Below are 13,878 nucleotides of genomic sequence, written 5' to 3'. Positions count from 1 at the left end.
AGTTGGAGCGCGCTGAACTGATGCCTGTGCCAGCGCCATTCGACGGTTACGTCGAGCGGCCTGCGCGGGTCTCCAGCACCTGCCTGGTCAGCGTCGGGCGCAACCGCTACTCGGTGCCGTGTGAGTATGCGGGTAAGTGGGTCAGCAGCCGTTTGTATCCGACGCGAATCGAGGTGGTGGCTGACGACGCGCTGATCGCCAGCCATGTCCGCTTGCTGGATCGCGACCAGGTCAGCTATGACTGGCAGCACTACCTCCCGCTGATCGAACGCAAGCCCGGTGCGCTGCGCAACGGCGCGCCCTTTGCTGATCTGCCGGCGCCGCTGCGTCAGCTTAAGCACGGTCTGGGGCGTCATGCCGGCGGTGACCGGATCATGGCGCAAGTTCTGGCTGCCGTACCGGTCGCCGGGCTCGATGCGGTGCTGGTGGCTGTTGAGCTGGTACTGGAAAGCGGCAGCCTGAGCGCCGAACACATCCTCAATGTCGTGGCGCGCCTGGCCGCGACCGAACCACCACCCAGCGTCGAAACCCACTTGTCGCTCAAGGAAGCCCCCGTCGCTAACACGGCGCGCTACGACCGCCTGCGTGGCCAGACCGAGGAGATCGGTCATGCGTGATTTGATGGCGGAACTCAAGGAGCTGCGCCTGCACGGCATGGCCACGGCCTGGGCGGAGTTGACTGCGCAGGGTGAGTCGAACACAGCCTCGTCCAAGTGGCTGCTCGAACACCTGCTGGAACAAGAGCACACAGATCGCGCCATGCGCTCGGTGAGCCACCAGATGAACATGGCCAAGCTGCCGATGCACCGCGACCTGGCCGGCTTCGACTTCAGCGCCTCCAGCGCAGACGCTCGTTTGATCAGCGAACTGGCCAGTCTGGCCTTTACCGACACCGCGCAGAACGTGGTGCTGATCGGTGGGCCTGGCACCGGTAAAACCCACCTGGCCACTGCGCTGGCCGTGTCCGGCATCACCCGGCACGGCAAGCGCGTGCGCTTCTACTCCACGGTCGATCTGGTCAATCTGCTGGAGCGCGAAAAGCACGACGGCAAAGCCGGGCGGATCGCCCAAGCTCTGCTGCGCATGGATCTGGTCATCCTCGACGAACTGGGTTATCTGCCCTTCAGCCAGGCCGGCGGTGCGTTGCTGTTTCACCTGCTATCCAAGCTGTACGAACACACCAGCGTGGTGATCACCACCAACCTGAGCTTCGCCGAATGGTCGAGCGTGTTCGGCGACGCCAAGATGACCACCGCCCTGCTGGATCGGCTGACCCACCACTGCCACATCGTCGAAACCGGTAACGAGTCCTATCGCCTGCAACACAGTAGCTTGGCGGCCCAGGCCAAGATCAAATCACGGGAGCGAAAGCGTAAGGGCGGCCAGGAACCGGAGGACGATGAGCCGTTCTGATTTCATGGCGACGACGGCCTGCTACATGGCTGCGTGTGGCAGGTCTTAAACAACTGAACTGGGCTAGCGAAGGAGTGGGGGCAACAGCAGCTGCGCTGGTAGACTTATCCACAGTTGCTGGTAACAAAATCAGCAATCCGCCCTGGGTCAAATTTCAATCGGCAGGGTGGGTCAATTTTCCATCAGCGCCAACAGAAAGAGCGCATTCGCAAACGCATCTATAAAACCCGCGACCTGGCCAGGGCTGATGTGTTCGACTACATCGAAGTTTTTACAACCGAACCCGCCGCCATAGTCACTTGGGCGGCGTCAGTCCCGAGGCCTTTGAAAGTGCCTCGTTATGAGACTGGGAAATGTGTATTGGAGCGGGGGTAGTCCTATTTGGAGACGCTTGGCGATTTCAAAATGCTATTAGAGCTACGACAACCGAAATGGGGCAGCCCTAAAATACCAAATTACACACTAAGCAACCATCAGAAAATTTTGACTGTACGCCAAAAAATTCGCATCTACCAGCATCTAAACAGGCGTTGTTGATTATCATAAAACACTGACACTGTATTATATAATCGTGCTTTTGTGTTATTTTTTTAATATTTACTGATTACGTACTTGCTTAACCACTCAGTTGCGCTAGAATTAATAGACGCGAAATTTAAATCTCTAATTTTCCAACACTTAGTAAAACCTCGTTTGCCATCCCACTACCATTGTAGGAGCAAATCAGGAGACATAAAAAATTAGCGGTAGCGTGCCTGGCCCTCTAGATAAGTATTGGAGACTGTAATGAAGTTTGAAAAGTCACAGACAGCAATCGACCACCTGACTCCCGAGCAACACCGAATTACCCAGGAGGCGGGCACCGAAAGGCCCTTCACGGGCGAGTACAACGACAACAAGGAGCCTGGCATCTACGTCGACATAGTGTCGGGAGAGCCACTGTTCGCTTCGACGGACAAGTTCGATTCGGGTACTGGCTGGCCCAGCTTCACCAAGCCGATCGTTTCGGCAAACGTGAACGAGGTGCGGGACAGCGCACACGGCATGGTCCGGACGGAGGTCAGGTCAGTACACGCAGACAGTCATCTCGGCCATGTGTTCCCCGATGGTCCTTCCGACCGCGGCGGTCTGCGGTACTGCATCAACTCAGCGTCCCTTCGCTTCATCCCGCGCGACGAGATGGAGTCCGAGGGATACGGTGAATATCTCGATCAAGTAGAGGAGGCTTAACATGCATCAGCGCGCTGTTCTCGCAGGAGGATGTTTCTGGGGCATGCAGGATCTGATCCGCAAGCGGCCCGGCATCATCTCGACCCGTGTGGGTTACACGGGCGGCGATATTCCGAACGCCACGTATCGTAATCACGGCACGCATGCCGAGGGGATCGAGATTGTCTTCGACCCGACAGTGACGAGCTACCGGAACATCCTGGAATTCTTCTTCCAGATCCACGATCCGACGACGCTGAACCGCCAGGGCAATGATCGTGGGCTCTCCTACCGGTCGGGCATCTATTATGTCGACGAGGAGCAGAAGCGCGTCGCCGAAGATACGATCGCCGATTTGGATGCCTCGGGGCTGTGGGATGGCAAAGTGGTGACCGAGGTCCAGCCGGTCGGCGAGTTCTGGGAGGCCGAGCCCGATCACCAGGATTATCTGGAGAAGCGCCCGGGCGGCTACACCTGCCACTTCGTCCGTCCCGGCTGGGTGCTTCCGAAGCGCCAAAAGGTTGACGACGTACAGCCAGCGGCCGGGACCGCGGCGGAATAGGCTTCACTGCCGTTGCCACTGCGCCGGTCCGGTCCGCAATCTTCGTGACCGCGTCGTTCAGCGACGCGGTCATCGAACCCTACTTCAGAGTGACGGCTCGTTCCAGTCAGTCGCCATCGCAACACCAGGATCGCAGATTTATGCCAGACCTCTCGTCCTTTCCGATCACGCAGCGCTGGCCGGCATCTCATCCCGATCGCCTGCAACTCTACGCAGCCCCTACGCCCAATGGCGTCAAGGTCTCGATCATGCTTGAGGAGACTGGCCTGGCGTACGAGCCCCACCTGATCGACATCTCGAACAACGAGTCGAAGGATCCGGCGTTCGTGTCGCTGAACCCGAACGGACGCATACCGGCGATCATCGATCCGGCTGGCCCGACAAGACGGGTCAGTTCATCTCCACCGAACCAGGCCAGCGTTACGAGACCCTAGCGTGGGTGTTCTTTCAGATGTCGGCCATCGGGCCGATGTTCGGTCAGCTCGGCTTCTTCCTGCGATTTGGCGGCAAGGACTATGAGGACAAGCGGCCGCAACAGCGCTTTATCGACGAATCCACGCGTCTGCTGGGGATTCTGGATCGCCGGCTGGAAGGCCGCGACTGGATCGTCGACGACTATTCGATCGCGGACATCGCGACGCTCGGCTGGGTGAATGCGCTGGTGGAATTCTACGCTGCGGGTGACATCCTTGGCCTCAGCAGCTTTTCGAACGTCCGCGCATGGCTTGGACGCGGGCTGGCTCGACCGGCCGTCCAGCGTGGCCTCCACATTCCCGCGAGGCCAGCATGAGCATCATCGCCGCCTATTATTACAACGAAGGCAAGCGAGTTCGCGAAATCGCGCTCGATGAGCACGTCAAGTTGGGCGAGAGTCGCTCGGGCTTCTGCTGGATCGCGCTTAGCGAACCCACCCCCGAGGAACTACTCGCGATCCAAAGGACATATAATCTTCATCCGTTGGCGATCGACAACGCGATGCACCCGCTGTGCCCGCCCAAGCTCGAGGTCTACAACGATGAGTTGTACGTCGTCGCGCAGACCGCCGAGCTGGTCGGCGACCGGATCAGCTACGGCAAGATGGCGATCTTCACCGGTCACAATCACCTTATCACCGTGCGGCACGGCAATGCCGGAGCGCTGGGCAAACTTCGGGAGCAACTCGAGGCATCGCCGACGCAGTTCGGCAAGGGTGTCGACTATGTGCTGCACGCGATCTTGCATCGCGTGGTCGACCAGTATCTGCCCATCTTCGAAATGATCGAGGACGACGTCCTGGCGATGGAGCGACGGTCGCTGCACGATTTCCTCGGGCCAGAAGAGGTGGCGCGAATCTTCGAACTAAGGTCCGAACTCACGCGGTTCCAGCGCACGCTCAGGGCTATGGCCGAGCTGGTGCGAAAGCTCGTTCGCGGCCACTTTCCCTGCATCAGCGCCGAAATGACACCATATTTCCACGACGTCGCGGACCATGTCCACCGCGTGCAGTCCATGGTCGACGGCCTCCTGCTTGTCCTGTCCACGGTCTTTGAGGCCAGCAGCCTTCTGGAAGCGCAAAGGATCGGTGTGGTCACCCGCCAGCTCGCGGCCTGGGCGGCAATACTGGCAGTCCCGACGGCGATCGCTGGAATATACGGCATGAACTTTAAGCACATGCCGGAGCTGGACACGGCCTACGGATACTTTGTCGTGCTCGGAGTGATAGCGATATCGTGCGTTTTCCTATTTGTGCGCTTCAAGAAGGCTAAGTGGCTGTGAATACTGCCCATCGTTTTCTTCGCCGTCATCTGACGGTTACAGCGGGCCTTATACGGAAGCTTGTCCAATCCAACTCAAGATGAAGGTGCGTCCATGACATAGCAGCTGACCGACGCTCTACAAGCAGTTCAGTCCTTCATCGCCAAGGGCTAAGACCGCGAATAGCGCGTCAAGGACAGCAATCTCGTCGATCTCGAGCCAGGATCAACCATCGGTCCGTGCGGCATCTGCGTCGACGCGGCGTTTCGCCTCGGAAGCGGTGATGATGGCGATAACGCCTCCACCCTCTACGCGATCACCGATCCGGCGACCGAGCATAAGGGCCTGTTGATCGACGTGTTCGATGAAATCTGCTACCGCGACCCAGTTCAAGAGTCGGGACCTCAATGTAGAAGAAGTTGACTAACGAGCATTCGCGTCATCCGATCAAGCAAGCTGGAGACATTTATGAAAGCCATTGGTTACAAGGTTCCGGGACCCATCGCCGCGGATGCCGCGCTGGTCGACATCAATCTGCCTCGGCCTGTCGCTGCAGGATACGATATCCTGGTTGAGGTGAAGGCCGTCTCGGTCAACCCGGTCGACTACAAGGTCCGCAACAGCACGCCGCCGGCAGATGGCGATTGGAAGGTGCTGGGATGGGATGCCGCCGGGATTGTGCGCGAGGTCGGCCCCGACGTCACGCAGTTCGAGTTAGGCGACGAGGTCTATTATGCCGGATCGATCACACGGCCCGGTACCAATGCGGAGTTCCATCTCGTCGACGCCCGGATTGTCGGTCACAAACCTGCGTCGCTCTCCTGGGCGGAAGCGGCGGCGCTGCCGCTGACGACGTTGACGGCCTGGGAGGCGATGTTCGACCGCCTGGACGTGGCGAAGCCCGTACCCGGTGCGGCGGAGGCGATCCTCATCATCGGTGGCGCGGGCGGGGTTGGGTCGATCGCCGTCCAGATCGCGCGACAGCGCACGGACCTCACCGTCATCGCCACAGCCTCTCGACCGGAAACCCAAGAGTGGGTAAGAGGGCTTGGAGCTCACCACGTCATCGACCATTCTCGTCCGCTCGCGCCACAGATCGCCGAACTCGGCATCGGTGCTCCCGCTTTCGTCTTTTCGACCACACATACCGAGCAACATGTCGCCGACATCGCCGAACTGATCGCCCCACAAGGACGGTTCGGACTGATCGACGATCCCAAGGCATTCGATATCATGGTTTTCAAGCGCAAGGCGGTGTCGATCCACCACGAGCTGATGTTCACGCGGTCGATCTACGGCACGCCCGACATGAATGAGCAGGGCGAGATTCTGGATGCGATGGCAGCGCTGGTTGACGACGGCAAAATCCGCACGACGCTGACCCGGCGACTGTCGCCGATCAATGCCGCCAATCTGAAGACGGTGCATGCACTGATCGAAAGTGGCGCGGCTAAAGGCAAGATCGTCCTCGAAGGCTTCTAACGACCGCGATCGCCAAACATCTTGTCCAACCTCAAAAAGCCGAACGGGTTATGCCCCAGCGATGAGAATCCCATGACCAAATCTATTGCCACCGCCTCGATCAACCGCGAAACCGCAGTCGCCCTCATCGACGCGGCGCTCGCTGCGGCCCGTGCCATCGGCATCCCGGCTGCCGTCGCCGTCGTCGACGCCACCGGTAACCTGCGCGCGTTCGAGCGCACCGACGATGCGCCGTTCCTTACCGTCGATGTTGCCATCGACAAGGCCTGGAGTTCCGCCTCGTTTGGGTTCCCGACCCATGTCTGGAACGACTATGTGACCAACGATCCAAAAGTGGCGCCGCTAGCCTATCGCCCTCGGATGGTCGCTGTCGGCGGCGGTTATCCGATTCTGGAGGATGGGAAGTTGATCGGCGGCATAGGCATCTCCGGAGGCAACTATCAGCAGGATCAGGATGCGTGCGTCGAGGCACTCATGAAAATCGGGTTCCAGTTGCCAGCCTGACGACTGTGAGGCCATCACCGGTGGTAATGGCCAACAGATCCAACCTTTGAGAGGCCTAATGATGGAAGCGTTCGTCGTCTTTACGCGGGAAGAAACCAGCGACCCACATGCACTCGCAACCTATTCTGCAGGCGTCGGACCATCGTTCGATGGTCACGACGTTACCTTTCTCGCCGCTTATGGCGCGATCCAGCATTTGGAGGGGCCGCCCATCGAAGGGGCCGTAATCTTGCGTTTCCCGACGATGCAGGCCGCTCGCGACTGGTATGACAGTCCCGCCTACCAAACCATCGCTGCTCAACGCTTTGCCGGTTCCCGTTACCGCGCCTTTATCATTGAAGGGCGGCGGTGACATACCGACAGAAGCACTTCGGCGCTGACCACGAGGTATCGGCGTGTGAACTCGCATCTTGGGAATCTGTGGGGGGGACCAAGACAGCGGCGCTAGGGGCTCATATCGTCGATCGGATCAGAGAGTTGCTCGGCGAGAATGGGTTATCTATTGCCGAGCTGACGGAGCGGAGCCGCCCTCTCCCAACGGATTGATTCAATCGTTGACGCTCCTCCTATCCGGATCCGGGTTTTCGCACGCTGATCAACAGAGTTACAGCGCGCAACGCCTGTAGTGGGCATCAGGGGATGGGTGGCAATCAGGATGATTGCCCACCTTCCAACGATTAACCTTGCTCAAGTTGCTTCACTAGTCGCTCCGCGTCGAGATGGAAGTCCGAGAAAACAATGCTACCGCCAGCGTCGATAACCGTAAACCACGGAGTTCCTCGTGTGCGGTAGTCTTCCATGAAGGTTGGAAACGGCGAGCCGGTCGGTTGCTCGTCGTGACCGAAAACGATAGGAAGCTCATACTTGAGCTGGTTCACGCGCAACTTCTCGAAGGTATTCTCATGCGTTCCTTCGAAGACGGTCTGGATCACTGCGAACCCCACGTCTTTTGAGCTCAACGCTGCATGCAACTTTTGTAGCGTCGGAAACCCATGCAAATGGCAACCTTGGCACCAATGCTGGAAGGCAAACAAGATTTTCGGGCCGGGCCCGATATCTGACAGTTTGAACGGCGCGATACTTTCCCCATCTTTGCCAATCCATTTTTGCACCCGCAGCTCAGGCGCTTGTCGTTCGATCTCGTTCATCTGATCCTCCAACCCCGATACAGAAGCTTAGTGGATGATCGCGCGTCGCGACGGTGCGCGAACGTCCGACCTTATTTTCCCTATTTCCTGAAGCCAGAATAGATCAGATCGACATTTCGTCCTTAATATACTCAAGCTGCCGGCGAGCGCGAACTGGGCAACCATGCGCTGGTGAGCCTTGAGCTTTGCACGCTGCCCATCCGTTTGAGAGCGAACCTGCAACTTCCGCTCCGCATACCGCAGATCAGCGTACGCAGCCTTGGGGTTATCTACCCTATAGCCATTGGGTATTGGGAATCATGCTGGCCTGACGCTATGTTCGATACGCGATTTTTTACGATGATAGAGCATCTGTATCTGATTTTTAGTCGATTGGCTTATTCGGCGGATGTGCGGGCAAATGCTTTACGCAGAGTACTGAAATGAAGGCCGGCTTCGGTCTGCCGTATCGAGCAAGAGGGGTCACTATGGTCACCAGAGGTTTCACCGGTCGCGGTTCAGGCGACCAGTCCGATCGGATTCCGCCAGGTCAGCATCTGGTGGAGGATTTCCCTGTTCTGTCGGCCGGCCCTACGCCGAGGGTAGAGCCCTCCGACTGGAAATTCACAGTCAAAATTGGTCCGAAGCCCGTCAAAACGTGGAATTGGGGCGAATTCAACACTCTACCAAAGACCCAGGTGACAAAGGATATTCACTGCGTCACCTCTTGGTCCAAACTGGATACCGTTTGGGAGGGTGTACTCATTGAAGACATCCTTGCAGATGCAGAGCTTGATCGGCCTACCGATTTCGTCTTGGCGCACTGCTACGATAATTATTCGACAAACGTCCCTCTGACGGATCTGCTTTCCGGGAAAGCGATGGTCGCCCTCAGTTATGCGGGCAAGCCACTTTCCCGCGATCATGGGGGGCCGGCGCGTCTTCTAGTGCCGCACCTTTACTTCTGGAAATCCGCCAAATGGGTGAATGCGCTGCAATTCACGACGCGTGACGAGGCCGGCTTTTGGGAGCTGCACGGCTATCACATCTACGGCGATCCGTGGCGCGAACAACGATACACCCATGACTGAAAACGAAGCGCAAGTCCGTTCGTGGCAATCATGCGTGATCGACGACATCATCCAGCAAACACCGAGTATCAAGAGCTTCTTCCTTCGGTTGAGCAAGCCGTTCGCGCACACCGCAGGTCAGCACGTCGATATCCGGCTGACCGCGCCCGACGGCTACAGTGCAATGCGCAGCTACTCGATCGCGTCATCGGCAGTTTCGACCCCGATCGTCGAGATAGCTATCGAGCGCATGCCGGATGCCGAAGTTTCGCCGTTTTTTCACGACATCGCGGCGATTGGTGACGAAATCGAAGTTCGCGGTCCGCTCGGTGGCCATTTCCTTTGGCCTGAGCCTGCCATAGATCCGGTTCTGTTGATCGGGGGAGGCTCCGGCCTCGTGCCGTTGATGGCAATGATCCGGCAGCGCCGCGCATTGGCCCAAGCCGTTCCGACAGCGTTGCTCCTGTCCGCACGAACCGCCGAGGACGTTCTCTTCTCAGAAGAACTTCATTGCATCGAAATCAGCGATCCGGCGTTCGTCCTGGCGCTCGCGATTACGCGCGAGAAACCGGTTCGCGCATCGGACTTTGCGCGACGGATCGACGGCATGATGGTCCAAGAAATTCTAACCAGGCTTCAGGGAAAGCCGACGCAAGTGTTCGTCTGCGGGTCTAACGGATTCGTCAACATCGCAACCGATAGCGCGCTGCTGGCGGGCTTGGACGCCTCCATCATCAAGACGGAGCGCTACGGGGGCTAGCGGCGCGAGCTATCTCACGTCGCGCCGATCGTAGACGTGCGCCCTGGGAAGCTTTGGCGATCAACGTGAACCGTTTTGCCGAACACAGTCTTCGTACCCCCCGGCCTCTAGAACGCCTTCGCTCGCGATACCTGGCTCGACATCAAGCTCAATTTGAAAGTTCCTGCACTATCCGTCGTCCTGATATGCTCGACCAGCATGATGGGCGATTCGAGCGGGACCGCTTCCGTCCCAATCGAGGCTCGGTTACCTTAGAGCATCGGCTCGGCGCTACAGGAGGCGCGTGCGGCCTCTGCCTGGCGGTGAAAGCACTTTGGGCCATGTCGCCTGGATAGCGGCCAATCGTCAGCATCTGCTCCGATGTCGGCCAAGGTGCAGTCGCCATCTTTGAACGCCGCGAATTGGAGATCAACGCCATGACAGCGATCCGCGTGCAACTGCCGGAGATGCAATATGACAACTGATGTATTGCTGTACACCACGAATTGGTGCCCGTTCTGCCGCCGAGCGAAGGCGCTCCTCAAGGAAAAGGGCGTGCGATGGAAGGAGCTCGATATTGAGGCGGATCCGGCTCACCGGCAGGCCATGGCGGAAGCGTCGGGGCGAAGCTCCGTGCCGCAGATCTTCATCAATGGCACCCTTATCGGTGGCTCCGATGAGCTATTCGCGCTCGATGTCAGAGGCGAGCTCGACAAACTTCTCGGGCGCAACCCGCCTGCCACCTGAGGAGGTGCGGCTTGGGGCAGCCAGCCCGCGAGCCTTCGCCGGTTGATGAATACAAAAGGAGAGTCCGTTGGTCTCAGCCATCTGGAAAGACACTACTATCGCCACAAGCGACGAAACAGTCATCGTCGAGGGAAATCACTACTTCCCACCGTCAGGAGTCGACCTGAGCCTGCTTGAGATGAGCCCGCACACATCTGTCTGTCCGATCAAAGGCGCCGCGCGCTTCTTTCATGTTCGCGCGGGTGACGCGCTCAACGTGAACGCCGCTTGGACCTATCCCGCCCCCACTCCGGATGCCGAGGGTATCCGGGATTACATCGCTTTCTGGAAAGGCGTGGACGTTGCCTAGCAGACTGGACGGACGACTTCGCTGATAGCCATGCGGGCGCCGACATCTCAATTATCCTGCCCACCCCGGGCCTCGTCGGCTGCAGGAATCTGCCCGGCACCTTAGCGCGACCCGGCACTGGCGGTCTCGCACCCGCCGCGCCTCTGTTCTATCAATAAGGATGGATGACATGGAGCATTCCGAGTTCGATGCCGCTTTCGCGAAGCTTGCGGAGGGATACAGAGAAGGGACTTATGAAGGCCGGCGTTTCAGCTTGATCGTCCGGCGATCTGGGGACGGACGTCGCAACAGTCTGTTCGCCAGGGAGTTGGACGGGACTGACATTGTCAGCTTCAACCTCTTCCGCGTTACATCAGATAGGACATTGTTGAAGCCGTGCGAAATGTCCGCCGAAAAGGTCGTAGCGTTCGTGCTGGAGTTCCGACCGGACACCTGACGGGCAGAAGAAGATCCCGGCCAACCGGCGCGCCTGCGACGGCCGGCTATCTAAGGCTGCGCAAGCCTATAGCCGCAGCTCATTGCACTTCGTCTGGCGAGGAATTCAACATCGATACGTCGCCATCCGCGGGGATATCGGTACAGGCGCCCGTGTAAGCCAGATTGAGAAATCCTAAGCGATGACTAACACCAATGACGCCACCCTTCCGACACATTCTATTCTTGAGGAATGCACAGCGATGGCTGTCGTCAACGCTCTGAAGATTATTCTGAAGAACAGCTACGCGATCTACCTTAAGACAAAAAATGCCACTCGGGCGCATCCCGCCCCTACTTCAGGGACTTTCACTTGCTTCTCGCTCTGTCACTCACAGCATCGGCACGCCCATGACGCATGGTATCCAGGCCTCATAATTTTCCCATATAACCTTCTTGTCTTTTGCGCACCCAGAAAGACTCGAGGCTTTAACTGGACAGATGAGCCCTCGAGGGTAGTGTTCACCTGATTGGCTTTCTCATATCTGATGTTGATTCGCACAGTGTGCCAACCAGGTGATAGTTTCAAAAAACCTGCGCTTCAGAGCGAATTAGACGATCTTCGATAAGAGCGATCCGCCTCAAAATCCAAAACATCTAACATTGTCCTAGAGCCATATTTGTACCTAGTACTATGGCGCTCCCATTAACACATTTGATGATGCACAGAAAACTTAGCTCATGATAGCTTTCAGCTAACAGCTATTCGGAAGCCCGAAAGGATTCAACCGTTTAAGCGTGAACCGTCGATTATAAATACTTTCGTAAGTTAGCTTTAAAGGACGCTTTTAGTCCTTGTAAATACGCATTACGACTCCACAGCTACCAAATCCATACGGCGCCAGCAACCATTAAAACACCCGACACTACTAAAACAATAGTAGAGGCGCGATTGCTGCCTTTCAAAGTATGACCAACACCCACATCCATAACTAGGTGTCGAATTCCGGCTACGAGATGATAAATAAATGAAGAGTATACCAACCAGAAACTAACTTTGCCGAAAGGTGAAGAAAAAATCTCCTTGACTTCATTAAAACCCTTTTCTGACTCCAACGATTTGCTCAGCATATACAGTATCAGTCCCAGAAAAATAAAGAGCATAATTCCTGAAATCCGGTGCAGAATCGATGTAAGCGCCGTGAGAGGAAGCTGAATGGTTCGAATATCAAGATTAACCGGCCGCTTTTTATTCATTTTGACTCCAGTCAACAATTCTAGTGGGGGATTTCAGTTTTCGATCTCATTCATCATAGCAGCTGTAACTAAGGCTGGCGGCGACAATAATGGAGATATTCGGGGCTTACGTTGCATTTTGAGGTCGCAAGTGCATGTGCGTAAATTGAAGCAAATTGCAAGGTTATGCCCAATAGGTAGCTAGCTTATTAATTTAACAAAAGTGACGTGTGTCGTTCTGCAGGGCATGCTGTTCCCCAACCCTGGAAAACCTATCCTCTTTAACACGTCAAAGTCGATTGATAGGCTTGCTGCAACAGCTATCTGCCCGGTTGAAGTCGAAGATCGATGTATCTGTAGGGTTTGGAAATAAATGCGGGCGCCCACCGCACTCACGGCTCAGTTACCATTCTTTGTGCATCGCGGCCGCGCGGCTAGTTGGTAGCTGTTCTAAGCCTAGTCAGTGCCGCCCTTCGCCCCAAGCCCCATAGTCAGATTTGAGAAATGACAGTAGGCGATGCCGCAACGCGCTTCATCGACCTATGTAAAACGACTCCTTTATCGAAATAGTGCACTCATCGCTCTCCACGGCGATCCCTTCATCGCGAATTGCACCGCCCAAGACGATCTGCACTGAAATCAATACTTTCTGATGCCTCTTGATTAGAGATGCCAGCCATAATCATCTCATCGCCAACGCATACGGCGTTCGGCAGCCAACACACTCTCACTCACTACTGGAAGCTCAGACATGAAAACCATAGGCATTGAAAACTCGAAGTCCAGCGTACAGGCCCACTTAACGCTTGGAACCAAAACTATGGGGCTAGGTATCTATGGCGCGTACTTGGCTCTCGCTATTATTTACTTCTGGTTCGGCGGCATGAAATTTACCCACTACGAGGCCGAGGGCCTGGTTCCACTGGTGAGCAACAGCCCGCTTTTGGGATGGGTGTATAGCATTTTTTCGGTCGACATGTTCTCCAGCCTGCTCGGCATACTAGAGATTTCGATCGGCACTCTGATCGCAGGCCGCATGCTGTCGCCCAAACTATCCGTGGTAGGAGGCGCTCTGTCTGCAGGCCTGTTCTTCACAACCCTTAGCTTTATGTTTTCCACTCCGGGCGTCATTGAGCCTAGTTTAGGGTTTCCGGCGATTTCCGTTGCGCCAGGTCAGTTTCTGCTTAAAGACTTAGGGTTGCTTGCTGTTTCGATATTTGTGGCAGGCCATTCGCTGGTTGAACTGGAAAAACGTAAAATTAATGCATAATTTTTTCAATGGCTTAAGGCAG

The 13,878-nt window shown here is 56.6% G+C and carries 16 protein-coding genes and 3 pseudogenes; 16 read left to right on the top strand and 3 right to left on the bottom strand.

All coding sequences use genetic code 11. From position 1 onward, the window contains the following. The 7 genes and pseudogenes from istA to FIV35_RS27960 form a co-directional block, all read left to right on the top strand. A pseudogene (gene istA / locus FIV35_RS27990) lies at nt 1-617 on the top strand (IS21-like element ISPst3 family transposase); the annotation flags it as partial. Beyond that, nucleotides 610-1,413 (top strand): IS21-like element ISPst3 family helper ATPase IstB, encoded by an 804-nt coding sequence (gene istB / locus FIV35_RS27985; protein WP_010454871.1) that lies wholly within the window; start codon nt 610-612, stop codon nt 1,411-1,413. The pseudogene istA and the gene istB, both read left to right, overlap by 8 nt. Nucleotides 1,414-1,605: 192 nt before the next feature. Next, nucleotides 1,606-1,757 (top strand): annotated as a pseudogene (locus FIV35_RS27980) (IS3 family transposase); the annotation flags it as partial. A 442-nt stretch (nt 1,758-2,199) separates the two neighbouring features. Continuing rightward, on the top strand, nt 2,200-2,643 hold the full coding sequence (gene msrB, locus FIV35_RS27975) for a peptide-methionine (R)-S-oxide reductase MsrB (RefSeq protein WP_003464965.1): 444 nt from the start codon (nt 2,200-2,202) through the stop codon (nt 2,641-2,643). Nucleotide 2,644: 1 nt separating this feature from the next. Beyond that, entirely contained in the window at nt 2,645-3,184 is a 540-nt protein-coding gene (msrA, locus tag FIV35_RS27970; protein ID WP_083377968.1) for a peptide-methionine (S)-S-oxide reductase MsrA, read from the top strand. Between the two features lie 140 nt (nt 3,185-3,324). Beyond that, nucleotides 3,325-3,974 (top strand): annotated as a pseudogene (locus FIV35_RS27965) (glutathione S-transferase N-terminal domain-containing protein). Further along, nucleotides 3,971-4,939 carry a magnesium and cobalt transport protein CorA gene (locus FIV35_RS27960; protein ID WP_011979111.1) on the top strand — a complete coding sequence of 323 codons (969 nt, stop codon included), beginning with the start codon at nt 3,971-3,973 and terminating at the stop codon, nt 4,937-4,939. Before FIV35_RS27965 ends, FIV35_RS27960 begins: the two are co-directional and overlap by 4 nt. Nucleotides 4,940-5,143: 204 nt before the next feature. Here FIV35_RS27960 and FIV35_RS29810 read toward each other — a convergent pair whose 3' ends face one another. After that, nucleotides 5,144-5,311, bottom strand: a complete 168-nt coding sequence (locus FIV35_RS29810; protein WP_016487060.1) for a hypothetical protein — start codon at nt 5,309-5,311, stop codon at nt 5,144-5,146. Nucleotides 5,312-5,386: 75 nt separating this feature from the next. Here FIV35_RS29810 and FIV35_RS27955 point away from each other — a divergent pair, with 75 nt between their 5' ends. The 3 genes from FIV35_RS27955 to FIV35_RS27945 all read left to right on the top strand — a co-directional run bounded on the left by FIV35_RS27955 (nt 5,387) and on the right by FIV35_RS27945 (nt 7,256). Continuing rightward, nucleotides 5,387-6,400, top strand: a complete 1,014-nt coding sequence (locus tag FIV35_RS27955; RefSeq protein WP_002118279.1) for a zinc-binding alcohol dehydrogenase family protein — start codon at nt 5,387-5,389, stop codon at nt 6,398-6,400. 72 nt (nt 6,401-6,472) lie between these two features. Then, nucleotides 6,473-6,904 (top strand): GlcG/HbpS family heme-binding protein, encoded by a 432-nt coding sequence (locus tag FIV35_RS27950; RefSeq protein ID WP_005006001.1) that lies wholly within the window; start codon nt 6,473-6,475, stop codon nt 6,902-6,904. Between the two features lie 61 nt (nt 6,905-6,965). Beyond that, complete coding sequence (locus FIV35_RS27945; protein ID WP_005005999.1) at nt 6,966-7,256, top strand: DUF1330 domain-containing protein; 291 nt, start codon at nt 6,966-6,968, stop codon at nt 7,254-7,256. Between the two features lie 325 nt (nt 7,257-7,581). Here the strand turns inward: FIV35_RS27945 and FIV35_RS27935 are convergent, their stop codons facing one another. Continuing rightward, nucleotides 7,582-8,052 carry a TlpA family protein disulfide reductase gene (locus tag FIV35_RS27935; protein WP_003464979.1) on the bottom strand — a complete coding sequence of 157 codons (471 nt, stop codon included), beginning with the start codon at nt 8,050-8,052 and terminating at the stop codon, nt 7,582-7,584. 422 nt (nt 8,053-8,474) lie between these two features. Here FIV35_RS27935 and FIV35_RS27930 point away from each other — a divergent pair, with 422 nt between their 5' ends. From FIV35_RS27930 to FIV35_RS27910, 5 genes are all read left to right on the top strand, one after another. After that, the gene (locus FIV35_RS27930; protein ID WP_002118288.1) at nt 8,475-9,122 is read left to right on the top strand and encodes a sulfite oxidase-like oxidoreductase; all 648 of its coding nucleotides are present in this window, start codon (nt 8,475-8,477) and stop codon (nt 9,120-9,122) included. After that, nucleotides 9,115-9,861, top strand: a complete 747-nt coding sequence (locus FIV35_RS27925; RefSeq protein ID WP_002118292.1) for a ferredoxin reductase — start codon at nt 9,115-9,117, stop codon at nt 9,859-9,861. Before FIV35_RS27930 ends, FIV35_RS27925 begins: the two co-directional genes overlap by 8 nt. Nucleotides 9,862-10,314: 453 nt before the next feature. Next, a complete protein-coding gene (gene grxC / locus FIV35_RS27920) occupies nt 10,315-10,587 on the top strand; it encodes a glutaredoxin 3 (protein ID WP_005005995.1) in 273 nt (90 codons plus the stop codon). A 67-nt stretch (nt 10,588-10,654) separates the two neighbouring features. Next, nucleotides 10,655-10,936, top strand: a complete 282-nt coding sequence (locus FIV35_RS27915; RefSeq protein ID WP_003464986.1) for a DUF427 domain-containing protein — start codon at nt 10,655-10,657, stop codon at nt 10,934-10,936. Between the two features lie 169 nt (nt 10,937-11,105). Further along, nucleotides 11,106-11,372, top strand: a complete 267-nt coding sequence (locus FIV35_RS27910) for a hypothetical protein (protein WP_003464988.1) — start codon at nt 11,106-11,108, stop codon at nt 11,370-11,372. A gap of 860 nt (nt 11,373-12,232) precedes the next feature. Here FIV35_RS27910 and sdhC read toward each other — a convergent pair. Next, nucleotides 12,233-12,607: a succinate dehydrogenase, cytochrome b556 subunit gene (sdhC, locus tag FIV35_RS27900; RefSeq protein WP_005005993.1), complete on the bottom strand. Its 375-nt coding sequence runs from the start codon at nt 12,605-12,607 to the stop codon at nt 12,233-12,235. Between the two features lie 730 nt (nt 12,608-13,337). On the opposite strand from sdhC, the gene FIV35_RS27895 reads away from it, so the two are divergent. Continuing rightward, a complete protein-coding gene (locus FIV35_RS27895) occupies nt 13,338-13,856 on the top strand; it encodes a YkgB family protein (protein WP_003464991.1) in 519 nt (172 codons plus the stop codon). The last annotated feature ends 22 nt before the right edge of the window (nt 13,857-13,878 follow it).

It is taken from the genome of Pseudomonas rhodesiae, assembly GCF_007858255.1.
Taxonomy (GTDB): Bacteria; Pseudomonadota; Gammaproteobacteria; order Pseudomonadales; family Pseudomonadaceae; genus Aquipseudomonas; species Aquipseudomonas rhodesiae.
This window is presented reverse-complemented; position numbering and strand designations above follow the sequence as displayed.